This is a genomic window from Methylobacterium sp. CM6247 (genome assembly GCF_054817925.1).
On record NZ_JBTXKX010000003.1, the window covers coordinates 696,654 to 722,463 of the forward strand.

General features: G+C 67.3%; 23 protein-coding genes. 13 read left to right on the forward strand and 10 right to left on the reverse strand.

Translation table 11 applies throughout. The features are described 5' to 3' along the window. Window positions 1–2 precede the first annotated feature (2 nt). From ACYQOP_RS04105 to ACYQOP_RS04130, 6 genes are all read left to right on the forward strand, one after another. Window positions 3–1,295 carry an MATE family efflux transporter gene (locus ACYQOP_RS04105; protein WP_311275884.1) on the forward strand — a complete coding sequence of 431 codons (1,293 nt, stop codon included), beginning with the start codon at window positions 3–5 and terminating at the stop codon, window positions 1,293–1,295. Between the two features lie 103 nt (window positions 1,296–1,398). Further along, the gene (locus ACYQOP_RS04110) at window positions 1,399–2,583 is read left to right on the forward strand and encodes a GNAT family N-acetyltransferase (protein ID WP_461221272.1); all 1,185 of its coding nucleotides are present in this window, start codon (window positions 1,399–1,401) and stop codon (window positions 2,581–2,583) included. 656 nt (window positions 2,584–3,239) lie between these two features. After that, the gene (locus tag ACYQOP_RS04115) at window positions 3,240–3,662 is read left to right on the forward strand and encodes a helix-turn-helix domain-containing protein (RefSeq protein ID WP_056454015.1); all 423 of its coding nucleotides are present in this window, start codon (window positions 3,240–3,242) and stop codon (window positions 3,660–3,662) included. A gap of 138 nt (window positions 3,663–3,800) precedes the next feature. After that, entirely contained in the window at window positions 3,801–4,979 is a 1,179-nt protein-coding gene (gene metK, locus ACYQOP_RS04120) for a methionine adenosyltransferase (RefSeq protein ID WP_207412970.1), read from the forward strand. A 3-nt stretch (window positions 4,980–4,982) separates the two neighbouring features. After that, window positions 4,983–5,720, forward strand: a complete 738-nt coding sequence (gene trmB, locus ACYQOP_RS04125) for a tRNA (guanine(46)-N(7))-methyltransferase TrmB (protein WP_461221274.1) — start codon at window positions 4,983–4,985, stop codon at window positions 5,718–5,720. A 212-nt stretch (window positions 5,721–5,932) separates the two neighbouring features. Then, window positions 5,933–7,693 carry a sensor histidine kinase gene (locus tag ACYQOP_RS04130; RefSeq protein WP_461221275.1) on the forward strand — a complete coding sequence of 587 codons (1,761 nt, stop codon included), beginning with the start codon at window positions 5,933–5,935 and terminating at the stop codon, window positions 7,691–7,693. 7 nt (window positions 7,694–7,700) lie between these two features. Here ACYQOP_RS04130 and ACYQOP_RS04135 read toward each other — a convergent pair whose 3' ends face one another. Continuing rightward, window positions 7,701–8,654, reverse strand: coding sequence for a hypothetical protein (locus ACYQOP_RS04135; protein ID WP_461221276.1), 954 nt, complete (start codon window positions 8,652–8,654; stop codon window positions 7,701–7,703). A gap of 238 nt (window positions 8,655–8,892) precedes the next feature. Between ACYQOP_RS04135 and ACYQOP_RS04140 the strand changes: the two genes are divergently transcribed. Further along, window positions 8,893–9,492, forward strand: coding sequence for a superoxide dismutase (locus ACYQOP_RS04140; RefSeq protein ID WP_018041792.1), 600 nt, complete (start codon window positions 8,893–8,895; stop codon window positions 9,490–9,492). A 260-nt stretch (window positions 9,493–9,752) separates the two neighbouring features. Further along, window positions 9,753–11,282, forward strand: a complete 1,530-nt coding sequence (gene murJ / locus ACYQOP_RS04145; RefSeq protein ID WP_461221277.1) for a murein biosynthesis integral membrane protein MurJ — start codon at window positions 9,753–9,755, stop codon at window positions 11,280–11,282. An 11-nt stretch (window positions 11,283–11,293) separates the two neighbouring features. Here murJ and ACYQOP_RS04150 read toward each other — a convergent pair whose 3' ends face one another. From ACYQOP_RS04150 to tlpA, 4 genes are all read right to left on the reverse strand, one after another. Further along, window positions 11,294–11,578, reverse strand: coding sequence for a hypothetical protein (locus tag ACYQOP_RS04150; protein ID WP_461221278.1), 285 nt, complete (start codon window positions 11,576–11,578; stop codon window positions 11,294–11,296). Window positions 11,579–11,787: 209 nt separating this feature from the next. After that, window positions 11,788–12,954: a YncE family protein gene (locus ACYQOP_RS04155; protein WP_461221280.1), complete on the reverse strand. Its 1,167-nt coding sequence runs from the start codon at window positions 12,952–12,954 to the stop codon at window positions 11,788–11,790. A gap of 121 nt (window positions 12,955–13,075) precedes the next feature. Continuing rightward, window positions 13,076–14,764 (reverse strand): methyl-accepting chemotaxis protein, encoded by a 1,689-nt coding sequence (locus ACYQOP_RS04160; protein WP_461221281.1) that lies wholly within the window; start codon window positions 14,762–14,764, stop codon window positions 13,076–13,078. Between the two features lie 244 nt (window positions 14,765–15,008). Beyond that, window positions 15,009–15,656, reverse strand: a complete 648-nt coding sequence (gene tlpA, locus ACYQOP_RS04165) for a thiol:disulfide interchange protein TlpA (RefSeq protein WP_461225190.1) — start codon at window positions 15,654–15,656, stop codon at window positions 15,009–15,011. Window positions 15,657–15,710: 54 nt separating this feature from the next. On the opposite strand from tlpA, the gene argH reads away from it, so the two are divergent. The 3 genes from argH to ACYQOP_RS04180 all read left to right on the forward strand — a co-directional run bounded on the left by argH (window position 15,711) and on the right by ACYQOP_RS04180 (window position 18,410). Continuing rightward, complete coding sequence (gene argH, locus ACYQOP_RS04170) at window positions 15,711–17,108, forward strand: argininosuccinate lyase (RefSeq protein WP_461221282.1); 1,398 nt, start codon at window positions 15,711–15,713, stop codon at window positions 17,106–17,108. Window positions 17,109–17,207: 99 nt separating this feature from the next. Then, on the forward strand, window positions 17,208–17,537 hold the full coding sequence (locus tag ACYQOP_RS04175; protein ID WP_419953874.1) for a hypothetical protein: 330 nt from the start codon (window positions 17,208–17,210) through the stop codon (window positions 17,535–17,537). A 207-nt stretch (window positions 17,538–17,744) separates the two neighbouring features. Beyond that, the gene (locus ACYQOP_RS04180; protein WP_056427996.1) at window positions 17,745–18,410 is read left to right on the forward strand and encodes a hypothetical protein; all 666 of its coding nucleotides are present in this window, start codon (window positions 17,745–17,747) and stop codon (window positions 18,408–18,410) included. A gap of 119 nt (window positions 18,411–18,529) precedes the next feature. Here the strand turns inward: ACYQOP_RS04180 and ACYQOP_RS04185 are convergent, their stop codons facing one another. Then, window positions 18,530–19,108: a sigma-70 family RNA polymerase sigma factor gene (locus ACYQOP_RS04185; RefSeq protein WP_461221283.1), complete on the reverse strand. Its 579-nt coding sequence runs from the start codon at window positions 19,106–19,108 to the stop codon at window positions 18,530–18,532. Next, the gene (locus ACYQOP_RS04190) at window positions 19,105–19,440 is read right to left on the reverse strand and encodes a NepR family anti-sigma factor (protein WP_461221284.1); all 336 of its coding nucleotides are present in this window, start codon (window positions 19,438–19,440) and stop codon (window positions 19,105–19,107) included. The genes ACYQOP_RS04185 and ACYQOP_RS04190 overlap by 4 nt, the downstream gene beginning before the upstream one ends. A 451-nt stretch (window positions 19,441–19,891) precedes the next feature. Here ACYQOP_RS04190 and ACYQOP_RS04195 point away from each other — a divergent pair, with 451 nt between their 5' ends. Then, window positions 19,892–21,022, forward strand: a complete 1,131-nt coding sequence (locus tag ACYQOP_RS04195) for a mechanosensitive ion channel family protein (protein WP_461221285.1) — start codon at window positions 19,892–19,894, stop codon at window positions 21,020–21,022. Between the two features lie 106 nt (window positions 21,023–21,128). Then, complete coding sequence (locus tag ACYQOP_RS04200; RefSeq protein ID WP_461221286.1) at window positions 21,129–22,292, forward strand: dimethylmenaquinone methyltransferase; 1,164 nt, start codon at window positions 21,129–21,131, stop codon at window positions 22,290–22,292. Between the two features lie 10 nt (window positions 22,293–22,302). On the opposite strand, the gene ACYQOP_RS04205 is transcribed toward ACYQOP_RS04200, so the two are convergent. The 3 genes from ACYQOP_RS04205 to ACYQOP_RS04215 all read right to left on the reverse strand — a co-directional run bounded on the left by ACYQOP_RS04205 (window position 22,303) and on the right by ACYQOP_RS04215 (window position 25,022). Beyond that, a complete protein-coding gene (locus ACYQOP_RS04205; protein WP_311275898.1) occupies window positions 22,303–22,860 on the reverse strand; it encodes a TetR/AcrR family transcriptional regulator in 558 nt (185 codons plus the stop codon). 120 nt (window positions 22,861–22,980) lie between these two features. Next, window positions 22,981–24,024: an LLM class flavin-dependent oxidoreductase gene (locus ACYQOP_RS04210; protein WP_461221288.1), complete on the reverse strand. Its 1,044-nt coding sequence runs from the start codon at window positions 24,022–24,024 to the stop codon at window positions 22,981–22,983. Window positions 24,025–24,029: 5 nt separating this feature from the next. Beyond that, on the reverse strand, window positions 24,030–25,022 hold the full coding sequence (locus ACYQOP_RS04215; protein ID WP_461221290.1) for an ABC transporter substrate-binding protein: 993 nt from the start codon (window positions 25,020–25,022) through the stop codon (window positions 24,030–24,032). Between the last annotated feature and the right edge of the window lie 788 nt (window positions 25,023–25,810).

Below are 25,810 nucleotides of genomic sequence, written 5' to 3' on the forward strand. Positions count from 1 at the left end.
TCATGCACGGTCTGAACCGCCTCGCGCGCCGCTTCATCCTCATGCTGGGGGGCGAAGTCACCCAGAGCGCCTTCCATTTCGGGATCAATATCGTCCTCGCGCGAAGCCTGAGCCCGCACGATTACGGGCGCTTCGCCATTCTCTTTCTCGTGGGTGGACTGGCGCTCACCTACATCCGGTCGCTGGCCGGCGTGCCGGCCACCATCACCATTCCGCCGCGCGCCGGACGACGCGCGGCGCGTGGTTTCGATGTGACCTTCGGTACGGTGGCGGTCATCCTCTCCGCGGCGATCGGGGCCGGGGTCTGCGCGGCGCTGATGGCCACTTCGGACATCAACGCCCTCGCGGGGAGCCTCTTCGTCGGCCTCTGGTCGCTGCGCAGCTATCTTCGCCTCGCGCTCTTCGCCAAGCACCGGCCGGCGATCTCGGGGCTGGGAGACGTGGTCTTCGCCCTCTCGGGCACCGCCTTTACCGTGGCGATGATCCATTTCCAGGGCGCGCCCGGCCTCGACGAGACCCTGTTCGCCCTGGCCTGCGCCAACGGCCTCGGCATCGTCGCATCGCTCGCCCTGCTGCGGGAACCGATCCGGCTCAGCCTCGGCCGCTCGGTGCGCCGCCGCTACGGGGCGATGATCCCGACCCTGTCGTGGTCCCTGGTCAACGTCACCACCGCCAACGTCCAGGGCCAGGGACAGAGCCTTCTCGTGGCCGCCATCGCGGGGCCGGCTGCCTATGCGCCGATGGCCGCCACCTTCGTGCTGTTCTCACCCCTGCGGCTCTCGGCATCCGCCCTCATCAACATGGTCCAGCCCGAGGTGGCGGGCCATCTCGCCCGAGGCGACTTCCCCCTCGCGCGCCGCTTCGCCTTCATCTGCTCCGGCCTGCTGGGGCTCGGCTGCATCGCCTACGGCGTGATCATCCTCTGGGCGCTCGAACTCATCGAGCACAAGCTGTTTGCCGGCCAGTTCACGGCGGCGCCGATGACGCTGATCGCGGTGGCGGCCTGGGCCATCGTCACGGTCTCCCTCATTCATGCGCCGATGAGGGTGCTGATGGAGACGATGCAGGAGTTCCGTCCCCTGGCAGTCATCGCGGGCGTGAGCGTGGGAATCGGCGCCGTCGCCGTCATCGGCCTGCTCCTGATCGCCCAACCGGCTTGGTCGCTCTTCGGCGTCCTGGGTTCGGAAGTCGTAGTCCTGGCGGGCTGCTTGTGGATGCTGAAGCCCTGGAGCTCAGCCCGTCACCCGATGCAGCCCGGCCTCGGCGGCGATCTCGAAGCGAGGCCCGGGCGATGACCCTCGACTCCCTCGGCGAGGCCCCTCGCGCCGTCCATCGCGGCATGTCCGCCGCCCAGGCGGAAGCGTTCCGCCATACCACGATAGCCAGGACATCCCAGTCATGAGCGTGATCCCGGAACGTCCCGCACCGACGCTCCACGTCTCCCCCCGCCGCTACAGCGCCCGCCTGCATACGACGATGGCGACGGTCGCCGATCTCTGGAGCCGGCTAGAGACCGACGGGACTGCCACGGCCTATCAGCGTCTCGATTGGGCGACGGCGGTGGCGGAGCGTCTGAGCACCGAATCCAAGGCCGAGCCGATCATTGTCGAGGTGGTCGACGCCGGCGGACGTCCGGTGATGCTGGTCCCCCTGGCGCGCCTGCGCCGGCGCGGCCACCACGCGATTACCTGGCTCGATCTCGGGGTCTGCGACTACGCGGCGCCGATCCTCGCCCCCGATATCGATCTCTCGTCGGCAGAGATGGAACAGGCCTGGGTGGTGATCCGGGACGTGCTTCCCCGGACCGACCTGATCCAGATCAGCCGGATCCCCGACGATGTGAATGGCCGGCCGAACCCGTTCGCCTCCCTGCCCGGCAACCGCCGGATGGACATGCAGGCCTCGGGCGTCGCCATCGACGGCGATGCCGAGACGCTGCTGTCGCGCCTATGTCGTCCCAGCACCCTGAAGGACATGGCCAAGCTGCGCCGCCGGCTGGAGCGTGCCGGCGCCGTCACCTTCGTGGAGGCGCGAAGCGCCGGCGAGGTCGACCGGATCTTCGATGCGCTGGTCGAGCAGCGCCGCTCGCGTTTCGCCGAGATCGGCCGGTTCAACCTTCTCTCCCGGCCCGATGTCGAAGCGTTCTACCGCGACGGCGCGCATCGGGGCCTGATCGGCGGACCGGTCCGCCTGTTCGGATTGGCGGTCGACGGAGAATGGATCGCCTGCGCCTACGGCCTCGTCCATGGCGGCACCTTCCACGGCATCCTGCTGACCATGGCGGGAGAGGCTTGGCGCAACACGTCGCCGGGCCTCCACATCGTCGCGGAAACCCTGCGCTGGGCCCGCGCCGAGGGACTCGGCTATTTCGATTTCACGGTCGGCGTGATGCCCTACAAGTCGGATTTCGGGGTTCAGACCCGGGATCTGAGCGAGCTCTTCGAGGTCGTGACCCTGCGCGGCCATCTGGTGAAGCGCCTGATCGCGGGAACCGAAGCCTCGAAGATCTGGCTGCGCGGCCATCCGGAATGGTTTGCCCGCGCCCAGAAGGCGCGCCGGTGGCTCCGGCGCAAAGTCGCCTGAGGGGACCGGCCGGAAGCCGGCCGCCAGCGACGAGGGGTAAAGCCAGGCCTATCGCTTCGAGCGATTAGCCTGCTGCCCTCGTCCGTACCGGTTGGCCTGCCCGCCCGATGATGCTAGGGGAACACGTGGTGAGTCTCCGTAGCTCAGCTGGACAGAGCACAGGTTTCCTAAACTTCAATTGGGCGCCGCGATGGGAAACCGCGCGGCGGATCCGCTCAAATTCGGGGAACGCCCAAGGCTGGCACGCGTGCTGGCCCGGCCGATCCCGAGCCAAGCCCCGGACTCATCCGGGGAAGGTGTAGAGACTAGACGGGCGGCGCCTAAAGATCGCGACGGGTCAATCCCCACCGGTCCATGGCGAAGGGATAGTCCAGACCACGAACGCTCCTGCACGGAGCGGCGGCGGAAGCCGAAGTGGGATGAAACCTGGGGTCGCAGGTTCGAGACCTGCCGGGGACGCCACCTCTCCATTCTCGACGTATCGTCCATATCCTGGACAAGGTGACGGCACGGAATAGCACACCGCGCCGTGCTTTTTCGGGTTGGGTTGAACCTGCGAACGTGGAAGAAACAGTAGCTGCGAGCGCCCTGAGCGACGACGATCTGCCCAAGTGCACGGCTCGCGACAGGATTCATGAGACTGCACGGGATCCGACATGGCTGGACAAAAGACCGATGCACGCGATGTCCATGTCGGCCTGCGCATTTCCGAGCAGAGGAAGAAATCGGCCCTGACCCAGAAGCGCGTCGCCCAGAGCTTCGGCATGTCGGCAGCGCAGCTTCAAAAATACGAAAAGGGTATCAATCGCATCAGCGCGATCCATCTCGAGATTCTCAGCCGGATGACCGGTATGCCGATCGAATATTTCTTCGATGGCATGGAGCGCAGCGACGATGTTCCGGCTCAGGGGTTGAGCGAGGCACCGCAGCGGGCTTTCGTGAGGCAGGAGGGTCCGCAGGCCCAATGGGTCGGCCTCGTCGATGTCGTCGCCAAGCACGTGACGGAGCATTTCTCCGACGCCAGCCGCCGGGAATTCGCTGCCGCGATCCACGCCCTCGACGAGAAACTAAACGGCTGATCTAAAGTATGTTTTGTTCGTTTTAGCGGATACGTTCGGTTTGTCGTCTTGACCGGTCGAAGTGGGAGTGCCAGAAGCTCTCCGTTCCGAATACCGGGTCTAACGCTGCCGAGGCGAACCCGAAACCGGGGGGCCCAGATGCCGCGTTCCAACTACCTGTTCACCAGCGAGTCGGTCTCCGAGGGCCATCCGGACAAGGTCTGTGACCGGATCTCGGACACCATCGTCGATGCCTATCTGGCGGCGATGCCAGAAGCCCGCCTCGGGGTCGAGACCCTTGCCACCACCAACCGCATCGTCATCGCGGGCGAGGTGCGCGGACCGGATTCCGTGACCTTCGAGCACTTGGAGCACCTCACCCGTGAAGCGGTGAAGGACATCGGCTACGAGCAGTCGGGCTTCCACTGGAAGAACAACGACATCGCGATCCACCTGCACGCCCAGTCCGCAGATATCGCGCAGGGCGTGGATTCGTCCGGCAACAAGGACGAGGGCGCCGGCGACCAGGGCATCATGTTCGGCTACGCCTCGGACGAGACGCCCGAGCTGATGCCGGCGCCGATTTATTACGCCCACAAGATCCTCAAGGACCTCGCCGACGCCCGCAAGGCGAAGCAGGGTGACGCGGCCAAGCTCGGCCCCGATGCCAAGAGCCAAGTGACGGTGCGCTACGAGAACGGCCGCCCGGTCGGGATCACGCAGATCGTACTCTCCACCCAGCATCTCGACGAAACTCTCGATTCCGCCGATGTACGCGACATCGTCGAGCCTTACATCCTGGCGGCCCTGCCCCAGGGCTGGGTCGGCGAAGAGACCGTCTGGCACGTCAATCCCACCGGAAAGTTCGTCATCGGCGGTCCCGACGGGGATGCGGGCCTCACCGGCCGCAAGATCATCGTCGACACCTATGGCGGCGCGGCTCCCCATGGCGGCGGCGCATTCTCGGGCAAGGATCCGACGAAGGTCGACCGTTCGGCGGCCTACGCCGCGCGCTACCTCGCCAAGAACGTGGTGGCCGCCGGTCTCGCCACTCGCGCCACGATCCAGCTCGCCTACGCCATCGGCGTCGCCAAGCCCCTCTCGATCTACGTGGACCTGCACGGAACCGGGACGGTGGACGAGGCCAAGCTCGAGACCGTGCTGATGGACGCTCTCGACCTCTCGCCCCGCGGCATCCGCATCGCACTCGGCCTCAACAAGCCGATCTATGCCCGCACTTCCGCCTACGGCCATTTCGGCCGCAAGCCCGAGGATGACGGCGGCTTCTCGTGGGAGCGCACCGACCTCGCCGACAAGCTCAAGTCGGCCTTGTCCTGACCCGTGACGTACGGGCGGGATGATCTCCCGCCCGACGAGGGCGGGGCCGGAAGCGAGGGCGCGGACCGCGCCTTCTACGGCCGGCGCAAAGGCAAGCGCCTGCGTGCCGGACAAGAGCAGCGGCTGGCCGAACTGCTGCCGCGCCTGCGCGTGGCGTTGCCGACTGCAGGCGCGAGGCTCGATCTGCCCGCGCTCTTTCCAAATCCGGTCGACGAGGTCTGGCTGGAAATCGGGTTCGGCGGTGGCGAGCATCTCGCCGCCCAGGCCACGCTTTACCCGCAGGTCGGCATCATCGGCGCGGAGCCTTTCGTCAACGGCGTCGTCAAGCTCCTGCGGGCCGTCGATGACGGCGAACTCGGCAACGTCCGGATCTGGGACGAAGACGCCACTCGGCTCCTCGCCGCCATTCCGGATGCGAGCCTCGCCCGCGTCTACCTGCTATATCCCGATCCCTGGCCCAAGCGCCGCCAACGCAAGCGGCGGTTCGTCTCGGACGAGACGCTCGCCGAGATCGCCCGGGTCCTGAAGCCCGGCGGAGTCTTCCGCTTCGCCAGCGACATCGACGATTATGCCGGCTGGACCCTGGTCCGCGCCGCGCGTTGCAACGCTCTCAGCTGGACTGCCGAAGCCGCCACCGACTGGAAACGCCCCTTCGCGGAATGGCCCGGCACCCGCTACGAAGCCAAGGCAATCGCGGCGGGCCGGGGCCCGACCTACCTGGAATTTCGTCGCGTCGGCTGATCGGTCGGGAGCGATGCGGCCGCGCCGAGCTCGGGCGCGATCGGAATTCGGCCACCGGTGACGGGTGCGCTCCGGCACAGCTTTTTCGTCGTAAGCCCTTGCGGCGCAGAGCGTTGCGTCTTCAGATGCCACGGCAACGAGCATCCAGGGCTACCGGAGCGAGTCTTGATGCCCCATACGAGTCCAGGGGCGCCGCCGAGTGAGGGTGCGGAGTGGGCAGCGGATCTGATCGAGGATCGCCAGTGCTTGGGGATGCGCGCTCCCCGGCCGACCCATATCGGCGCGGCTTCGAGGAGGCCGGGATCGGCCTGGTGATCGTCGATCACTCCACGAATCGCATCTACGATGCCAACCGGTTTCTGACGAACCTCCTGGGATACGAGACCGGAGCCCTGGTAGGCCGGCCCGTCAGTGTGTTCGAAGACGATTCCGGCCTGCTCTCCACCGGCATCCGGCGCTGGACCACCGCGAGCGGCACCCCCCTCGACGTCCGCATCCGGCCATCCTCAGCCACGAACGAGGGCGTCTTCCGCACCCTCGTGGTGGAACGGGTCGATGCCGACGATATCGTGCGCTCAAAGGAGAACCGCGCCGCCCTTACCGCCGCCGGGCTCGGAGAATGGCGGATCGATCTGGCCGACGGGCTCCTCAGGGTGTCGCGGCGCGCGGCCCATATCCTCGGCTTCCCGCCCGGCACGTCGCTGACCTGGCCGCAGGTCGCCGAGCTGATGGACGCGCCCGAAGTGGAAAGAGTGAAGACGACCGTCCGCGCCGCGATGAGCGACGGCACTCCCTTCGCCATCGAAGCCCGCCTGCGTCGGGCGGGCGACGACGTTGAGATCCGGATCAGCGCCAGGGGGCAGGCGATCGGTGCCGTGGGCGGCCGGTCCGGAATCGTCGTCGGCGTACTGCAGGATGTGACGACGCGGGTGGAGGCGCGCGACGCCCTCCGCGAGAGCGAGGAGCGCCTGCGTATCGCCACGTCGCTGGCCGAACTCGGCATTTTCGAATGGCACATGCTGGACGACCAGGCCGTCTGGGAGAACGAGCGCATGTTCGCGATCTTCGGGCGACACCCCGAAGAGGGAGCTCTGGGCAAGCGCGAATTCCTCAGCACCGTTCTCCATCCCGATGACCGCCCCGCATTCCGCCAGGCGATCTCGACGGCTTTGCGTGAGGATTCCACGCTGCAGGCCAGCGGCCGAATCCAGCGCGCGCATGACGGCGCGTGGCGCATCATCGACATGGCCGGGCGCTTCGAGAGCGATGCCCCCCATCGCCTTCCCCGCCGCCTCATCGGCGTCGTCGCCGACGTCACCGAACGCAGGATCGCCGAGGAGCGGCAGGCGCTACTGATCCGTGAATTGCACCACCGGGTGAAGAACACGCTGGCGACCGTCCAGGCCATCGTCGGCTCGACCGCCCGCACCGCGTCGAGCATCGAGAGCTTCTACGAGGCTTTCGTGGGGCGGATCATGTCGCTGGCCCATACCCATTCGGTCCTCACCGAGGATACCTGGCAGACCGCGTCTCTGCGCAACCTTCTCGAGAACGAGCTCAGGCCCTATGGCGACGGTGCGTCGGACGGGCCGGGTACCAAGCGCATCGCACTCGACGGGCCGCCGGTGGACCTCGCCTCCGAGATCGCGGTCCCGATCGGCATGGCGATCCACGAGCTGACCACCAACGCGGCGAAACACGGCGCGCTCTCGACGCAGGAGGGACGGGTCGCCATCACCTGGAGCGTCATGGAGGATGCAGGCGGCAAGACGCTGCATCTCGAATGGTCGGAATCCGATGGGCCGCCGGTACGACCGCCGACCCGCCAGGGTTTCGGCTCACGCCTGCTGCAGCGCGTGCTCACGGCCCAGGTCCGCGCCGACATCGCCGCGAGCTATCCGCCCGAAGGGTTCCGCCTGACCATGACGGCGCCGCTGCCCGCCCGGACCGAGGGGCTGAACCCCTTGGCCTGACCGGCTGTCACGCCGCTCCGCGGGCAGCCCCGTCTTCGCCGCCCGCCTCGACGAAGGCCTTCAGTTCATCCAGGGAGTCGAAGGTGAACTGGCCACGCGGCGTATCCGCCTCGATAGAGCCGTTGGAATACATCACGTAAGTGTTGCCGCCCGACGCATAGGTGCCCACGACGGTCAGGCCGGCCTTGGCGGGGCCGGCGGCCGGTTCGACCTCCTCGGGTGAAGCACGCTCCGCAACGGGCTCCGGCTCGTCGACCACCGACGACCGCAGCCCGAGCGGCTCGTCCCGATCGGCGTCGCGCGGCGGCGAAGGCGGCACCACGACGGCGGCGGGCGCTTCCACGACCGGGGGCGCGGGCTCCGGCGCGGGGATGACCGTATCGACCATCGCCATCGGCTTCACCGCCCGAGGCGGCTTGTTCGGCTTGATCCGCCGCGCCGGCACGGCATCGGCTTCCGTCTCGGGCCCTCCCGTGCGGATCTGGTCCTTTCGCGCTTCCTCGACGGAAGGAGGTGGCGGTTCGGGCAGGAGATCCGGCAGGAGCGGCGAAGCCGGGTCGCTGCCGAGGGGCGAAGCCTCGTCGGTGAAATGAGGTGGCGATGCGAGCCTCGGCTCGGACAGCCCCAGCGCGCTGGGGCGCTGCCGCCCGGACGGTGCCGGCTCCTCCGCGGCGTCGGTGGCGTCCAGCCCCGTCGGGTCGATGCGGCCCCGCCCCTCGGACAGGACGGCCCCCTCCGCGCCGAGCCCGGCCCCCTGCTCCAACAGGACCCGCTCCAGCCGCTTCAGGTAGGTGGCGACCACAGCAAGGCCGAGGAGGAGCGCGCCCGACGAGGCCGTGGCGGCGCCCGCGATGGTCATCGTCCATCCGCTTTCCAGCCTGACATAGGGAAAGCCCTGGACCACGGAAGCAATGCCGCCGACGATCATGACGACGGCGAGCGCGAACAGCGCGAGGATCATGGAACTCTCTAGATGACGCCTGCACGTAGGAAGTGCGGCGCGCACAGTAAGGCCCGGCCCGGGTTTTGCAAAATCGATCCGTGGAGAAATCCCCGTTCACCGTTCGATATCGGACGCCCGTTGCCCTTGGCGGAGGAGCGACTTAGGTACGAACGCGTTGGCCGGATGACGGCGCGACCCTCGCATCCCTCGGAGCGAGACCCGCCATCCTGTGCCACCAGACCCGGGAGACCTGCCGATGACCTTCACCCTGCCCGAACTGCCCTACGCCTACGACGCGCTCGGCCCCTACATGTCGAAGGAGACCCTCGAGTTCCACCACGACAAGCACCACAAGGCCTATGTCGATACCGGCAACAAGCTGCTCGAAGGCACGGGTCTCGAAGGCAAGACCGTCGAGGAGATCGTCACGGCGTCCTACGGCACCAACCAGCCGCTGTTCAACAATGCCGGCCAGCACTTCAACCACCTCCATTTCTGGAACTGGATGAAGCCCAATGGCGGCGGCGCGGCCCCGGCGGCCCTGGCCGCGAAGATCGACGAGGATCTCGGCGGCTTCGACAAGTTCAAGGCGGACTTCATCCAGGCGGGTGTCAGCCAGTTCGGCTCGGGCTGGGCGTGGCTCGCGGTCAAGGACGGCAAGCTCGCGATCCTGAAGACCCCCAACGGCGAGAACCCGCTGGTCCACGGCGCCAAGCCGATCCTCGGCGTCGACGTGTGGGAGCACTCCTATTACATCGACTACCGCAACCGCCGCCCCGACTACCTCAAGGCGTTCATCGAGAACCTGGTGAACTGGGAATACGTCGAGAAGCTCTACGGCGAAGCCTCGAAGTAAGCTCCGCTCTCACGGTCGCGCCGCGGGTCTTCTGGCCCGCGGCGTTGCCTTACGGAACTGCTCGCATCCATTGAGCCTGACGAGACCGTCGGAGCGCGGCACTCCTCCCCCTTGTGGGGAGGAGTTGGAGGTGGGGGTGGCTGGGGCGACCCGCTGCGGAGCCCGGCGGAACCACTCCCACCCTCGCTCCCTCCCCACAAGGGCGAGGGAAGAACGCGCATCGACGAAGCGTTCCGTTTCCCTCTCTCCGGTCGATTCGCATGATCCGCAGCATCCTTTCCGTCGGCGGCTGGACGCTGGTCTCACGCGTCACCGGCTTTGCCCGCGACGTGGTGATGGCGGCCGTGCTCGGGGCGGGGCCGGTAGCAGACGCCTTCGTCGTTGCCTTCCGCCTTCCGAACCATTTCCGCGCCATCTTCGGCGAGGGTGCGTTCAACACCGCCTTCGTCCCGAGCTATGCCGGCCTTTCGGAGACCGGCGAGGAAGGCGCGGCCAGGCGCTTCGCCACCCGCGTCTTCACCCTTCTGCTACTGACGCAGATCGTGCTGCTCGCCCTCGCGTGGTCGGCGATGCCCTGGGTGGTGCGGGCCCTGGCACCGGGCTTCTCGGACGATCCCCTGCGCTTCGATCTCGCCGTCGCGCTGACACGGATCACCTTTCCCTACCTCCTCTTCATCACCCTGGTGACCCTGCTGTCGGGCATCCTCAATGCCCATCGCCGCTTCGCCGTGGCGGCGGGAGCGCCGGTTCTCCTCAACCTGTCGATGCTGGTGGCCCTGGCGCTGGCGGGGTTCTTCCCGAACGCCGCCTATGCCGCCGCCTGGGGCGTCTCCGTCTCGGGCGTGCTGCAATTCGGCCTCGTCTGGCTCGGCTGCCGGCGCGCGGTCATCGCGCCGGAATTGGGGAGGCCGACCTTGCGCGATCCGGCGATGACGCGGTTCTTCAAGGTGCTCGGTCCGGCGGTGATCGGCGCGGCCGGATTTCAGATCGCCTCCTTCGCCGACACGATCATCGCGAGTTTCCTGCCCACCGGAGCGGTCTCGGCCCTCTACTACGCCGACCGGCTGTACCAGCTGCCCTTCGGCGTCATCGCCATCGCGGCGGGAACGGTGCTGCTTCCGGAGATGAGCCGGCGGATCGCCAAGGGCGACGTTGCGGGGGCGCATGCGGCGCAGAACCGGGCGGCGGGCTTCTCGCTGGCCCTGTCGGCCCCCTTCACCATCGCCTTCCTCACCCTGCCGGGCCTGATGATGACGGCGCTGTTCCAGCGCGGAGCGTTCAGCGCCGAGGATGCCGCCCGCGCCGCTTCGGTACTCGCCGCCTACGGCCTCGCGCTCCCCGCCGTGGTGCTGGTGCGCAGCGCGGTGGCGAGTTTCTACGCACGCCAGGACACGATGACGCCGCTCATCGCCTCGCTCGCCTCCATCGCCCTCAATGTCGCGCTCAAGATCGTGCTCACCGGCCCCTACGGCGTGACCGGACTGGCGCTCGCCACCGCCATCGGCCAATGGCTGAACCTTGCGCTCCTCGTGGGGCTTGCCTGGCGCCGGGGTTGGACGGCACCAAGCCGGGGCCTCGGCATCACAGTGATCGGCGTGGTCGTCGCCTGCGCCGCCCTCGCCGCCACGGCGATCTACGGCCTGCCGATTGCGGAACGGTCGGTACCGGCCCTGCCGCATTTCCGCGAGATCGTCGTGCTCGGGCTTCTCGGGCTCGTCGGTGCCCTCGTCTACGCCGCCCTGTTGCTCGGGACCCTACGGGCCTTCGGCCTGCGCCTGCGCCGGGCCTGATCCTCTCGGGATCAGCAGCCCTGGCAAATCCCGTTCAGGACGCGGTCCAGCCGCTTCTGCCGGTCGGTCCGTTCATTGGGATCGACGATGGGGGCGCCGGCCGCACCCGGCGGAACGGTCTGGCCCGTGGTCGAGGTATGAGGCGCCGTGACGGTGGTTTCAGGTCCGCCCCCCGTTCCGGTGACGGCGGCCCGTGCTCCAGACACGCCGACAAGGAACGACAGACCGAGAGCAACGGCGATGATGCGACCGCGACGTCCCGATCGCTCTGAACCCTCGTATCGATCTCGCATCATTCCTCCCCGCATCGTGTCGGCGGCGTGCCAGCACAGCCTGCGCTTTCGGCTTGCGCGCCTCTCTCTGTATCGAAACCGAAAAACCGGTGACAAATCAGACGGGTTCCAGAATTAAATCACCGGCGATACGGGGATTAATCTCGTCCGACCGGCTGGTTCTCCGGATCGAGTCGGGCAGGCAAGGTGAGCAACACACGACAGTCCCGGTGTTACTGTCCTGTCCGCCCCCGCATCGAGGCCGGTTGGCCGGGAAGACTCAGCCTGAACCCGGTATCGTGAACCGCTTCTCCGTCGATGCGGTAGACGCCGATGGTTCGGTCCACGTAATTGCCGATATAGATATGCGATCCCGATGGACTGAAGGCGATGCCTTGCGTCACCGCCCCCGCCTCGGCCTCTCCCGTGCGGCGGACGAGCCCCGACGGATCGATGGTGAGCAGCGCCACCGCCCCGGTCGGGGTGTAGCCGGGGCCGCTCGCCGGAGCGCTCGATCCGCGCACCACGGCCACCGCCGCGTGCCGGCCATCGGGCGAGATCGTCAGGGTTTCGGGCGTATCGCCGATGCCGAGGTGATCGGTCACCACCGGGCGTGGCGCATCGGCCCGGATCACGCTGACGCTGTCGGCGTGCCCGTCGCTGGGCTCGGGGCCGGTATTGGCGGCGAGCGCCAAACGCCCGTCGGGCGTGACCTCCAGGCCATAGATGCCGGGACCGACGGGAAGGTCGAGGGCCGGATCGTAGGTGGCTTTGGCGCCGTCGAGGGCGAGGACACCCACCTTGGCCGCCTTGTTCTTGGCCACGAACGCGCGGCGCCCGTCCGGGGCGATGGCCAAAGCCGCCGCCTCGTCGCCGACATCCACGGTGGACACGGCGCGCACGTTCGTCCCGGCGATCGACAGGATCGTGACGCTGCGGCCCTCGCGGTTGGCCACGAGGGCGACATCGCCTGTCCGTGCGATGGCGAGGCCCGAGGGCTGGCGCCCGACGCGGATGGTCTCCACCAGACGCGGCGGGTCCGCGAGCAGGTCGATCACGTGGAGCCGGTCGTCCGCCTGCGCGTACCAGGCCTCGCCCTCCTGCCGCATGAGCACCGAACTCGCCACGAGGCCGAGCCGTCCGTCCGGGGTGATCTGCAGGTTGGTGGGCGGCCCGTAGACGGAATTGTCGAGGGGCAGGACATGAGCGAGGCGGGGGCGGGCCTCGTCGCTCACATCGACGATGGCCAGCGCATCGCTTCCATTGGGGCCGTTCCGGCCGCCCTCGGGCAGGAAGAAGGTTTTTCCGTCGAGGCCGACGAGGAGATAGGCCGGCGCGTCGGCGGCGCAGGCGGGCGCGAGGCCGAGGAGCCCCGCCATGAAGATTCCGACGAGGCGCATCGTTCTCACTCCCAGCCGTCGCGGACGAGAGCCGCCGTGCCATCGCACCTGCCGATCCCCATGCGACGAAGGCATAGTGATCCAGGACCGGAAAGGTTTGCGGCGGATCAGGCGCCCGCTGTCATGCGGCCCTGACCGTGGAGAGGAATTGCGACATCGCGGTATCGAGTTGGTTGAACTGCAGCGACAATTCCGAGGCCGAGGCGAGAACCTGGGCTGAGGCGGCCCCCGTCTCCTCGGCGGCCGAGGCCACGGCACTGACGTTCTGCGTGACCTCCCTGGTCCCGGCCGAGGCTTCGGTGACGTTGCGGACGATCTCCTGGGTCGCCGCGCCCTGCTCCTCCACGGCCGCGGCGATGGAAGCGGACACGTCGTCGATCTCACGGATGCGCTGGGTGATGCCGGCAATCGCCGAGACCGCCATGCCGGTGGAAGCCTGGACGCGCGCGATCTGACCGGTGATCTCCTCGGTGGCCTTGGCGGTCTGGTTCGCCAGTGCCTTCACTTCGGAGGCGACCACCGCAAAGCCCCTCCCCGCCTCGCCCGCGCGCGCAGCCTCGATGGTGGCATTCAGCGCCAGCAGGTTGGTCTGGCCCGCGATCGTCGAGATCAGGGACACAACGTCGCCGATGCGGGCGGTGGACTCGCTGAGATCGCGAACGAGCGCGGCGGTCTCGGCCGCTTCGCTGACGGCACGCTGGGACAGGCTGGCGGAGCCTTGCATCTGGCGGCCGATCTCCTGGACCGACGAGCCGAGCTCCTCGGCGGCGGAGGCCACCGTGGTGACGTTGGCGGCGGCCGTGTCCGCCGCGGCCGCGGCATTACCGGAGCGTCGGGCGGTCATCGTGGCCGTGGCGCTCATGCTGCCCGCCGTGGCCTGCAACTCCGTAGCGGCAGCGCTGACCTGAGTGGCGATGCCGCCGACCGCGGCCTCGAACCGATCGGCCATGTCGAGCATGACCGCCCTGCGCTGGGCCTCGGCGCCGGCGCGCGCGGCTTCGGTCTCCGCCTCCAGGGCACGGGTGCGGATGATGTTGTCCTTGAACACCACGACGGATTTCGCCATCGCGCCCACTTCGTCCATGCGATCGACGCCGGGGACCTCGATATCCGTGTCGCCCCGAGCGAGAAGCTCCATGGCCGAGGTCATCCGGCGCAAGGGGCGGCTCACGGTGAGTGCCAGCATGATGGCAGCGCCTGAAGCCATCAGCGCGGCGATGGCGACGAGGACCATGGTCGAGATCACGGCACCGTCATAGGTCGCCTGCGCTTGGGTGCCGCTTTCGCGCGCCACGCGTGCTTCGTAGGTGACGAGCTTCTGAAGCTCGGCCAGCACCGCATTGATCCCCGTCGACATGGTCGTGTTGTAGGTGCGCTGGGCCTGGGCAAGGTTCCCGGCCTGCGCCTCCGTGACGATGCCGTCCTGCAACGCCAGATAGGCGACCCATTGGGTCTCGAACGCCTTGTACAGTGCCTTCTCCTCGGCCGTGTCCAGGCGAGGCGTGTAAGCCGCCTGGACGTCGCGCATCTCATCGGCACGCAATTTGAGCGTGGAGGCGACGCTGGCGCGCAGTTCCGGCGTATCCGCGGTGATCAGACGCCCGCCACTCACCCGCTGCCGCAGGACGAGAACCTGGATCCTGCCGAGCATCTCGGTCTTCGGCAGGTGATCGTCCCGCATCTCCCGCGCGATGTCATTGACGGCTCGGAGAAAATAGAGCGATGCCCCTGCGAGTGCAGCCGACAACAAGAACATGATTCCGAAGCTGGCGACGAGCTTTGCTCGAACGGAGAAAGACTTAGGAAACATGGAAGCGGCGACCTCGAAATCCGAATTTCCGATGGAACACCGAGCATGTTAAGATCCGGTAACGTCGCCGATCGACACTTGCCACGCCCTGAGCGGCAACCGCAAATTCGTGTCGTGTCTATTTCTAGACTGAACTCGACCGAGTCTGCATGGCGCGAACACTGATAAGAGCGAGCATCGGCCGCTACCACGATCGGGCGCTCGGCCCGGCCTCACCTCGGCCCAGTCTCACTTCGGCTTGGGTTCAATCCGGCGCGCGGCCGAGCGCCCTGCGTATCAGCCGCTTGGCATCCTCGCTGCCCCAATCGGCCGGTCCCTTCATCACGCCGAGGATACAGCCCTTGGCGTCCACCAGCATCGTCGTGGGCAGGCCGAGCGAACCAGTCGCCTTCTGCATGGCCGGCAGCACCCGCCCACCGGGATCGGCATAGTAGGCGAGGTTCGTGATCCCATTCTCCTTCAGCCATTGCGGCGGCTTCTCGAGATTGCGCGTGTCCACGTTGATCGCCGCGACGGTGAAGTCCGTCCCCCCCAGCATCTGCTCGAGCCGGTCGAGGGCCGGCATCTCGGCCTTGCAGGGCGCGCACCATGTCGCCCACAGATTCACCAGCGCGAGCCGCCCCTGTAGCTGGGCGAGAGTCCGGTCGGTGCCGTCCGGCCCCTTGAACACGAGGTCCGGCGCGGCGCGCGGAACCTTGGAGACCTCCATGGCCGCCACCTCGCCACGGGCATGGGGCGCGATGCGCGCGATCGTCTCCACGGCACCACGGCACGGTTCTGCCACCGCCTCGCTGTTGCCGCCGGTCGGACGCGTCCCGTATACGGCGAGACCGCCCGCGATCAGGACGGCGACGACGGCTCCCGCAGCCAGGGTCGCCTTGGCTCCGGGCATCATCGTTGCGTCGCCCGACGGGTGGATGGGGCGGCCGAGAGGAACAGTGTCGACATGAGCAACCGGATGTGGGGCGGGCGCTTCGCGAGCGGCCCCGCCGAGATCATGGAGGAGATCAACGCCTCCATCGGATTCGACAAGCGCCTCGCACCCCAGGACATCCGCGGCTCGCTGGCGCATGTGGCGATGCTGGGTAAGGCGGGCATCCTGCCATTGGCCGATGTGGCAGCGATCGAGGACGGTCTCAAGGCCGTGCGCGCGGAAATCGAGGGCGGCGGCTTCGTCTTCAAGCGCGAGCTCGAGGACATCCACATGTCCGTCGAGAGCCGGCTCACCGAGATCGTCGGCCCCGCGGCCGGGCGCCTGCACACGGCCCGCTCGCGCAACGACCAAGTCGCCACCGACATGAAGCTCTGGGTGCGCGACACCCTCGACAGTCTCGACGAGCAGGCCGCCGGCCTGCAGCGGGCTCTGGCCGAGAAGGCGCTGGCGCACGCCGCCACGGTGATGCCGGGCTTCACCCATCTGCAATCGGCCCAGCCCGTCACGTTCGGGCACCATTGCCTGGCCTATGTGGAGATGCTGGCCCGCGACCGTGGCCGGTTCCGCGATGCCCGCGCGCGGCTCAACGAGTGCCCGCTCGGAGCCGCGGCGCTGGCCGGCACCTCCTTCCCCATCGACCGGCACGCCACGGCGGCGGCGCTCGGGTTCGACCGGCCCACCGCCAACTCCCTCGATTCCGTGGCCGACCGCGACTTCGCCCTGGAATCGCTCTCCGCCGCCTCGATCTGCGCCGTGCACCTGTCGCGCTTCGCCGAGGAACTCGTGGTCTGGACCTCGGCCCAGTTCAACTTCGTGAAATTGTCGGACGGCTACACCACCGGCTCGTCGATCATGCCGCAGAAGCGCAACCCGGATGCGGCCGAGCTCGTCCGCGCCAAGTCCGGCCGCGTCATCGGCGCGCTGACCGGCCTGCTCATCGTGATGAAGGGCCTGCCGCTGGCCTATTCGAAGGACATGCAGGAGGACAAGGAGGGCACGTTCGACGCGTTGCAGGCCCTCTCCCTGTGTCTGGCCGCCATGACCGGCATGGTCCGCGATCTGGAGCCCAATGCGGAGGTGCTCGCCCGCGCCGCCGGCTCCGGCTACGCCACCGCCACGGACCTCGCCGATTGGCTGGTGCGCGAGCTCGGCCTACCGTTCCGCGAGGCGCATCACGTCACCGGCCGCCTCGTCGGCACTGCATCCGCCAAGGGGATCGGGCTGGAGGAATTGGCGTTGTCCGAGATGCAGGCGGCCGAGCCGAGGATCACCGATGCGGTCTATGCGGTGCTGGGCGTGGAAAACTCCGTTTCCAGCCGCACCAGCTATGGCGGCACCGCGCCGGACAACGTGAGGACGCAGGCCACACGCTGGCTGGCGCTGCTCGACGCGCCAGCCGCGACAGCGTGATTCACAGGGCGACAAAAAAGCTCGGCTGGAGCGGATGCGTTCACGGTCGAGCTATGTGATCCTGCCTAAAGCTCGGACCCACGCACGCCGGAGATGTCGATGCCCGTCGAGAGTTGGATGAATCCCGAAGATACCGCCGCCCTCGCGGCGGAAGCCACCACGCTGATCGATACCGTTCTGGCCCGCCTGCCTGAGGCGGACCGGGCTGCGTTCTGGGCATCGATCCGCAAATGCTACAACACGCCCTACAACGACCCGAAGCCCCGCGCCCTGCCCGTCCGCGACGTGATGGAAGCCAATGCCACCGCACCGCATATGGCAGCCTCGATCGCCGATCTGTCGGCCATCGCCGAGCCGCCGCGGGTGGAGATGGCAATGGGCGCCATCCTCGCGGGACCGACCTTCGCACCGGAGGCGCACCCGGCCTGAATCGTCCCAACGCGCCGACCCCATTCGCGCGGAGCCGCTGGTCGATCCGGCCCGGCGTGAACGCCTGATGGCGTCTCGCCGCAATTCCGCACAATTTTACAGCCTGTGTCGGGACAGCCGCTTTGGCTGCCAGTCCGTCCTTCGCGGCGCAGATTTGCCCTCCACGCTGTCGGCGGGCCTTCTTTCGTATTCGAGAACCTGAACACGATGCAGCATCCTCTCCGCCGCCTCCTCGCCGTCAGCGCCTCGGCGGCTGTCCTGGCGACCCTCGGCCCGGCCTCTCTCACCGCTCCCTCGCCGGCACTGGCGCAGCAGGAGGCCGCCACCGCAGCCGAGGCTCCGGCCAAGTCACGGGGGCGCGGGCGAGAGAAGAAGAAAGCGGTCAGCGCGCCGGGCATGCAGCAGGCGACGCCGGTCGCCATCTTCGGGGACTGGAACGTCTTCGCCAACGGCCAGGGCAAATCACGCACCTGCTACGCCATCGCTCAGCCCCAGGCCCGCACACCGAAAACGCTCAAACGCGACACCGCCTACTTGTTCGTCACCATCCGCAAGGGTGACAACGTGCAGAACGAGGTCGCGGTCATGTTCGGCTTCCCGCCCAAGCCGGCCGCCAGCCAAGCAAAGGCCAATGCCACGGCCGCCTCCGATCCGATCCTCAGCCTCGGCAGTTCGCAATACGGCTTGGTCGTGAAGGACGAGAATGCCTGGCTGCAGAACCCATCCGAAGAGGCCCGCCTCGTCGGCGAGATGGCCAAACTGGCCAAGGTTCAGGTCAAGACGACGTCCATGCGCGGCACCTCTACCAGCGACGAATACGCGTTGGCGGGCTTCGGTGACGCGATGAAGCGCGCCCGCGAGGAATGCAAGTAAGACCAAGCCTCAACGAGACGCGCGAGTGTCCACTGCCGCTCACTCGCGCAGCCGGGCCTCGATGAGAAAACGTCATCGAGGCCCGCTATCAGGAACCGCGTTTTGCGGCGCGGGCAGGATCAGGCACCGCCCAGGGCCGCCCGTGTGAGCGCGTCGGCCCCGATATCCTCGGTGCCGTTCATGCCCAGCGTTTCGATCAGCCGGCCACGGGCGCGGCTGACACGGCTTTTCATCGTTCCCACGGCGACACCGCAGATTTCGGCGGCCTCCTCGTAGGTGAAGCTCTGCGCGCCGACGAGGACGAGCGCCTCGCGCTGGCTCAGCGGCAGCAGGTCGAGGGCGGCCTGGAACTCCCGCATCTCCACCCGGATCTCCTGCTCGGGCAGGCTGGTGAGCCGCGCGGCATGGACGCCGTCGGCATCCTCCACCTCGCGCTTGCGCTTGCGTTGCTCGGAATAGAACAGGTTGCGCAGGATGGTGAACAGCCAGGCCGTCAGGTTCGTGCCCCGCGTGAAGCTGTCCGCCTTGGTCCAGGCACGGACCAGCGTGTCCTGAACGAGGTCGTCGCTGCGATCGAGATCGTAGGTCAACGAATAGGCGAACGCTCTCAGGGCCGGAATCGCGCCGAGCAGAAGCTCACGCATCTCGGTATCGGCGCCCGAGGGCGTACCGATAGGATGGGTATGGCAGCTCATCATGAGGTCTCCCGCGAAGCAGGCTTGGCCGCGAGTTCGGCGAGAAGGGTCTCGAAACGGTCGGGGAGCGGCAGATCCAGGACGTTGCCGTAGAGAATGCGGAGGTTTCGGCCGATCCGCCGCCGGGACTCCGTGTCCATGCCCGCTCGGTCCATGCCCGCTCGGTCCATGCCCGCTCGGTCCATGCCGACTTGTGCGACGCTCGGACCGGGGCCGGCCATGGCTTCCGCTTCCGCAGACGACGCTTCGCCGCCGCAGGCGTGGTCACGGGAACCCCGTTTCCCCACGTCCAGCACCTCGAAAGGGCCGTGGATATCGCTGGCGTCGATCGTCATGGTTCTCCACCGTTATGTCGGTGTCGGTCCTAGTGACGAGCGCTTTAACGCGTTCTGAAAAATGTATTCAGAAACCTTTAAGCTTGTAAAAGCAGCGTCTCTCGCGCGATTCGATGTGTCGAAAGACATCTTATGCGGAAGCACAGTCAGAACAAGCTGAGCCGTAGATCCACACTACATTTACAAATCTGGATGGTTGCTGAACGAGAACGGTGCCCCGCGCGGGGATGATGGAGGCCGGCCCGACCGATTCACGAATCCTAACGGTTTTATGCGCCTCGGCGCGGCGCGTAGGGACATCGATCGCGCCGCCTGAAATCGAGCGGAAATATGAATTTCCGGCCTCGGATGTCCCTTCGGTATCGCACGGTTGTGCATCGCACGGGGCTGCCCGTGCGGCGCGGAACCGCCATCCAACGGGATCATTGGCCCCGCTGATACAGGAGGTCCGATGCCGATCATCCAATCGCTCGCAGGCGATGCGATCCGCTGGCTCACGTGGCTGCCCTGGTGGGCGCAGACCCTCGCTCTCGTCACCGGATGCTGTGCCGTGGTCCTCCCGCTCCATGGCGTCGCGTTCCGCGCCATGCAGCGCGCAGTGGCGGATCGGAGCCTGTTCTGGCGGTCCCTGGTCTCGCGGACGCATGGGCCGAGCCGTCTCGCGCTGCTGATCGTTTCCGTCACGGCGGCGTCGTCTGCCGCACCCCTCTCATGGGACGTGCGGATCGTCCTCAACCAGATCCTCGTCGTCGCGCTCGTGGCGCTGGCCGGCTGGTGCTGCGCCACCGCCCTGCATATCGCGACGGTGATCTACCTGCGCCGGTTCAAGCTCGACGCGGAGGACAACCTTCTCGCGCGCAAGCACTTCACCCAGATGCGAATTCTGGAGCGCGCCGGCGTGACGCTCGTCGCGCTGCTGACCATCTCCGTCGCGCTGATGACCTTCGAGCCGGTCCGGCAGTACGGCGTCAGCCTGCTCGCCTCGGCCGGGGCGGCGGGGCTGATCCTGGGCCTCGCGATGCAACCGGTCCTCTCGAACCTCGTGGCGGGCATCCAGATCGCGATCACGCAGCCGATCCGAATCGAGGATGCGGTGATCGTGGAGAACGAGTGGGGCTGGGTCGAGGAGATCAACTCCACCTATGTGGTCATCCGGCTCTGGGACTGGCGCCGCCTCGTCCTGCCGCTGACCTACTTCATCCAGAAGCCGTTCCAGAACTGGACCCGGGAGGGTGCATCGCTCATTGGCAGCGTCTTCCTCTATGTCGATCACCGCGCGCCGGTGGAAGCGATGCGGGCAAAGCTTTCCGAGATCGCGGCGCAGTCGCGCCTGTGGGACCGCAACGTCGTCAATCTCCAGGTCTCCGACGCCAAGGAGAGCGTCATCGAGATCAGGATGCTGGTGAGCGCCCGCAACGCTCCGCAGGCATGGGACCTGCGCTGCGAGGTGCGCGAGAAGATGATCTTCTTCCTGCAGACGGAATATCCCGGTGCCCTGCCGCGCCAGCGGGCGGAATGGATGCAGGCGGAGGCTGCGCCCCTCCCCCGGCAGGAGCCGGAAATTCCGCGCCGCGCGGCGTAACGCGTCGCCGCCGGGGAATTTCACCCGATCCCCGGTGGTATGGCTCGCCGAGCCCGCCCGTCTGGCCCATAAGGCGAGCGGAAGACCCGAGCCACGAGGACGAACCTTGACCGTCACCCAGCTGACCCACCACGACCTCGACGGCTACGGAGCCTCGACCATCGTCGGTGCCTTCCTCGACGTGTCGCGGATCGTCCATATCCCGCGCTATGCCGATGTCGGCCCGGTGGTCGACGCGGAATTGAAGCGGCTCTCCCGCGCCCAGGCGCCCGAATGCCTGATCATGACGGATCTCGGCCTGGAGGCCGTGGCCGTCACCTTCATCACCCGGTTCACTTCCATGAACCTGCGTCGCGACGAGGCCGCGCGGCACCGGCTGATCGTGCTCGACCACCATGCCTCCTCCCTCGACCAGCTGCGCGACCAGGGCCTCACCCTCGCGCCCGTGCCGGAGAGACCCGGCCTCACCAAGGTCGAACTCTCCGACCCGAACGTAGTCGTCCTCATCGACGAGGACCGCTGTGCCACCCGCCTCGCCTACGAGCATCGGGAGCTCTACGCCTCGCGTGAGGTGGAGGCCGGGACGACCGAGGAACTCGAGACGCTTGTCGCTGCCGTCGATGCCCTCGATCTATGGAAGAAGGAGCGCCCGACCTTCCGGGGCGGCCTCGCCCTGGACGAGATCTTCTGGGACAACGTCGCGACCCTGATCCCGGTGGGCCATCCCTGGCATGACCGCTTCATCAGCGCGCTGCTGCGGGCGGTCTCCGCCCTGTTGCGCGAAGGGGCATCGCCGGCCCGCGTCGAGGCCGAGATCGCCGCGACCCGGCGTCGACTCGTGGACGCGCTCCTCGCCGACGAGCCTCAAGACGACCCGACCCTCACCACCCGCATGCGGATGGCCCGAGCGCTTGCCCGGTCGGATGCCCTGTTCCAGCGGCTCTCGGATGGGACGATGCTGTCCTTCGGCCTCGATTCGGGCATGTTCCAGCGTGTGTCCGACCTCGTGATGGCGAGCGGCAGGGCGACCCGCGTCGTCAACGTCCAGCGTACCGGCTCGCTGTCGTTCCGCTCGAACAACGAAACGGCGCTGGACGGTGCGCGCAAGTTCCGTGGCGGTGGCCACAAGGATGCGGCCGGCGGCAAGCTGAATGCCGGATCGGCCTTCTCCCTGGCCGATGCCGTCTCCCAGGTGGAGCCGGTGCTCAACCCGCCCCAGCCCGATCCGGCCTCCAGCCCCTTCGCGGCGCTCAAGGCCTGGAAGGGCTGAACCTCGCTCCTCAGCCGACCTTGCCCGTGGTGAGGACGCCGCGGGCCGCCGCCAGCACCTCCTCGCTGAGCTCATCGTCGTCGATGGCGCGGGCCAGGGCGACGGCTCCGATCATGAGCGACAGGCTCGCCAAGGCCCGCTGGCGCCGCCGCTTCGCCAGGGCCGCGGGAAGCAGGCCGGTCATGCGCTCGATCAGGTCTCGGGCCCCGTGAAGGAACCGCGCCCGCAGCGGAGAACCCGGCGCTTCACGCGACACGTCATTGGCCAGACACGCCAGTGGACAGCCGAGGCCCGGGTTCCGAACGTGGCCGAGAGTCAGGTAACCCGCCATCCATCCGTCGAGATCGTCAGGGCGCCAGTTCTGGTTGGCGGCCAAGTCGAACGCCTCGACCGCCAGCGCCTCCTTGCTGGCGAACTGGCCATAGAAACCGCCATGCGTCAGGCCCGCCGAGGCCATGATGTCGGCGACGCCGACGCCATGCAGTCCGCGCTCGCGGAACATGGCGGCGGCGACCTCGACCACCCGTTGCCGGTTCAGCTTGGCCTGCGCCTGTGAAACCTTTGGCACGGTGAGATCCTCCTGCTTGACCTCCCAACATATAGATGATCGGCCTCATGCAAAAGGGGGCATCGCTACAGCGATCCGGGGCAGTCGATGCCACCGGTCCTGATCCTTCGTGTCGCGGGCTCACCGCACGCGCGGCAGGATCTCCTTCGCAAAGCGCCGCATCTCGGCCTCGAACGGCTGGAATTGCAGCATGAACAGGTCGATGCCGGCGCCATGAAAGGCGCGGATGCGTGCGGCGACGGTCTCGTAGCTGCCGACGAGCCCGGCCGCCGTGCCGCCATTGGTGCCGACATGCTGGGCCGCCGCCGCATCGGTCTTGGCGAACATCACGCTGGCGGCGTCGGTACGGGCCCTCGTGGCATTCCGTAGCTCCTCGTCGCGCCGCGCCAGGGCGAGGAGCCGGGCATGCTCGGCCTCAGCCTCGGCATCCGTCTCGCGGGCGATCACGAAGGCGGAGAGGCCGTAGCGCAGCGGCCCGTTGGCGGCGGGCCGGCGCGCGACATCCGCGATCAGAACCCTGACATCGTCGAGCGGCTGTCCGTTGATGAACCAGACATCCGCCCGCTCCGCCGCCAGGGCGCGGGCCGGCTCGGATTCACCGCCGAGATAGACCGTCGGCCGTGGCCGGAAGGTCCCGGCTGGGCGCAACTGATAATCCTCGACCTGGAAATGCCGGCCCGCATGGGTCACGCGTTCGCCCCGCATGAGCCGGTCCACGAGGCCGATCCATTCCCGTCCATAGGCATAGCGGTCGTCATGGGCCGGGAAGGGCAGGCCCGCCCGCTCGAATTCGGCCTTGTTCCAGGCATTCACGAGGTTGAGGGCGAAGCGACCCTCGCTCACATGCTCGATCTGCAGGGCCATCTTGGCGAGCACGACCGGGTGGTAGAGCCCCGGCTTGATCGCCGCGATGATCTCGATGCGGCGGGTCAGGGCGGCCAGCGCAGCGGAGGCGGTCCAGGCCTCCAGCTGGTCGCGCTCGTCGTCGTAGGGATTCGCGGTGTGCTGGGCCACCAGGACCGAGTCGAAGCCCAACGCCTCGGCCTCCAGCACCAGGGCCCGGTTACGTGTCCAGCTTGCATCGTCCGGCTCGTCCGGATCGTGGTGGGACGCGCGCGAGCCGTGGACGGCCGCCCAGATCCCGAAACGGGGCACATCACTCATGCGCGTCACCCCGCCCGCGCGGCGGGCGGCTGCCAGATCGCCACCCCGGTGGCGTCGAGCTTGCGGGGGATCAGCTTGGCCTCATAGAACGTATCGGCGATCTCCTGCTGCTCGCCGAGTTCGGCACGGGTCACGGGAGTGACCTCGTAGGTCCGGCGGCGGTTCACCGTCGCGACGATGTCGGGGGACAGGTCGCCCCAGATCGGGGCCAGCAGCGCCACCGCGGCGTCCGGCTCGGCCTTCGCCCACCGGCCGGCTTCCTTCAGGGCCTCGTAGACCGTGGCGACGACCTGCGGGTTCTCGGCCACGAAACGGCCGTTGGCGAGGAAATAGCGGTGATAGCTCGACAGGCCGGTGGCGTCGGCCAGCACGCGCACCGGCCGCTTGGACTGCGCGATGGCAAGAAAGGGGTCCCAGATGACCCAGGCATCGAGACTGCCCTGGTTGAACGCGACGAGCCCCTCGGGCGCCTGGAGATAGGCCGGCTTGATATCGGGGAAGCCGAGACCGGCCTTCTTCAGCGCCGCCGCCAGGATGAAATGGCAGCCCGACCCACGCGATACGCCGACCGTCCGGCCCTTCAGGTCGGCGATGGAGCGGATCGGCGATTCGGCCGGTACGATGATCGCCTCGGCCGAAGGAACACCGATCTCGCGCGCGTAGAAGGTGAGCTGAGCGTTGGCGGCCTGAGTGAAGATCGGGATGGCATCCGCCACGTCCGCGTGCAGATCGACGGCCCCCGCATTCATCGGCTCGATCACGCTGGTGAACAGATGCCAGGACGGTGCGAAGCCGAGGGGCTTCAGACGCTCGTCCAGGGTACCCTTCGCCTTCAGGATGGTGAGCAGGGTCGAGGAGCGCTGGTAGCTCAGGCGGACGGTGCGCTCGGCGGCGTGCACCGCCGGCGATCCGAGCGACAGGCTCGCTGCCACTCCTAAGCCGGCACGCAGAATCGTCCGGCGCGAGGGGGATGCTCCGCCCGGAGTGTCGTGATTCATCTTCGTCTCCAGGGTGAGAAAAGCACGTCCGGTACGAGCCTATTACAAGATGAAGCCCCACACAGATCCAGACAGCGCCTGCGGATCTGCGGCTTGACCAAGCATAGGCACCGACCGACCCCGGTGTCTTACCGAGATGCTTTACTTCTCCGCAAGAAAACAGTTTTTTGAATTTCCCCGCCTTCGCGGACGAATATTTCCCACCCCCTCGTCGTTGAGATGCTTATCCTTCAAGATGGCGACAGCGATGCCATTCGTTCTCGAAACGGCACGTTCCATGGCTTAAAGCAGTCGCTCGAGACCCTGCAATGGGTCGAACGCCGGAGATGCACCAGCAAGGACCGCAGATCGTGGTTGGATGTGAGGATGCAGAGGCCGCCAGTCCAGGACCAGTCGCCACAGGCACAAGCACGGCGGCATGATCGAAGCCTGCGAGGCATTCGCGTCTCGAAGGCCTGCGACGCCCATGAGTCGCGACGCTAAGCCAACCGACCTTCCATCCGCGATCCTGCTCGCGGGAAACCAAGCATCTTGAGTACATCATTCTAAAATTGAAGACGACGCACGATTAAATCTTTAATAATTCCAACAATCCAAATAGAATAATTCCGATTATGATTGTCTCCATGACCACGCGGCAGATCATGACGGCCTGGATGGCCAAATGGTCGGCATAATGAGGACCGGGCTCGGGCAGGTGTCCCTTGTCGAAATGCTGCATCGGAAAAGCGGCCCCATGATGCGCAATAATTTAAGATCTTGGATAATTTATAGAAAAGTTCGCAACC

Bases quoted from the DNA above. Each gene is read 5' to 3' on its own strand.
- ACYQOP_RS04105 (WP_311275884.1), top strand. From the start codon at position 3: ATGCACGGTCTGAACCGCCTCGCGCGCCGCTTCATCCTCATGCTGGGG.
- ACYQOP_RS04110 (WP_461221272.1), top strand. From the start codon at position 1,399: ATGAGCGTGATCCCGGAACGTCCCGCACCGACGCTCCACGTCTCCCCC.
- ACYQOP_RS04115 (WP_056454015.1), top strand. From the start codon at position 3,240: ATGGCTGGACAAAAGACCGATGCACGCGATGTCCATGTCGGCCTGCGC.
- metK (WP_207412970.1), top strand. From the start codon at position 3,801: ATGCCGCGTTCCAACTACCTGTTCACCAGCGAGTCGGTCTCCGAGGGC.
- ACYQOP_RS04135 (WP_461221276.1), bottom strand. From the start codon at position 8,654: ATGATCCTCGCGCTGTTCGCGCTCGCCGTCGTCATGATCGTCGGCGGC.
- ACYQOP_RS04140 (WP_018041792.1), top strand. From the start codon at position 8,893: ATGACCTTCACCCTGCCCGAACTGCCCTACGCCTACGACGCGCTCGGC.
- murJ (WP_461221277.1), top strand. From the start codon at position 9,753: ATGATCCGCAGCATCCTTTCCGTCGGCGGCTGGACGCTGGTCTCACGC.
- ACYQOP_RS04150 (WP_461221278.1), bottom strand. From the start codon at position 11,578: ATGATGCGAGATCGATACGAGGGTTCAGAGCGATCGGGACGTCGCGGT.
- ACYQOP_RS04155 (WP_461221280.1), bottom strand. From the start codon at position 12,954: ATGCGCCTCGTCGGAATCTTCATGGCGGGGCTCCTCGGCCTCGCGCCC.
- ACYQOP_RS04160 (WP_461221281.1), bottom strand. From the start codon at position 14,764: ATGTTTCCTAAGTCTTTCTCCGTTCGAGCAAAGCTCGTCGCCAGCTTC.
- tlpA (WP_461225190.1), bottom strand. From the start codon at position 15,656: ATGCCCGGAGCCAAGGCGACCCTGGCTGCGGGAGCCGTCGTCGCCGTC.
- argH (WP_461221282.1), top strand. From the start codon at position 15,711: ATGAGCAACCGGATGTGGGGCGGGCGCTTCGCGAGCGGCCCCGCCGAG.
- ACYQOP_RS04175 (WP_419953874.1), top strand. From the start codon at position 17,208: ATGCCCGTCGAGAGTTGGATGAATCCCGAAGATACCGCCGCCCTCGCG.
- ACYQOP_RS04180 (WP_056427996.1), top strand. From the start codon at position 17,745: ATGCAGCATCCTCTCCGCCGCCTCCTCGCCGTCAGCGCCTCGGCGGCT.
- ACYQOP_RS04185 (WP_461221283.1), bottom strand. From the start codon at position 19,108: ATGATGAGCTGCCATACCCATCCTATCGGTACGCCCTCGGGCGCCGAT.
- ACYQOP_RS04190 (WP_461221284.1), bottom strand. From the start codon at position 19,440: ATGACGATCGACGCCAGCGATATCCACGGCCCTTTCGAGGTGCTGGAC.
- ACYQOP_RS04195 (WP_461221285.1), top strand. From the start codon at position 19,892: ATGCCGATCATCCAATCGCTCGCAGGCGATGCGATCCGCTGGCTCACG.
- ACYQOP_RS04210 (WP_461221288.1), bottom strand. From the start codon at position 24,024: ATGAGTGATGTGCCCCGTTTCGGGATCTGGGCGGCCGTCCACGGCTCG.
- ACYQOP_RS04215 (WP_461221290.1), bottom strand. From the start codon at position 25,022: ATGAATCACGACACTCCGGGCGGAGCATCCCCCTCGCGCCGGACGATT.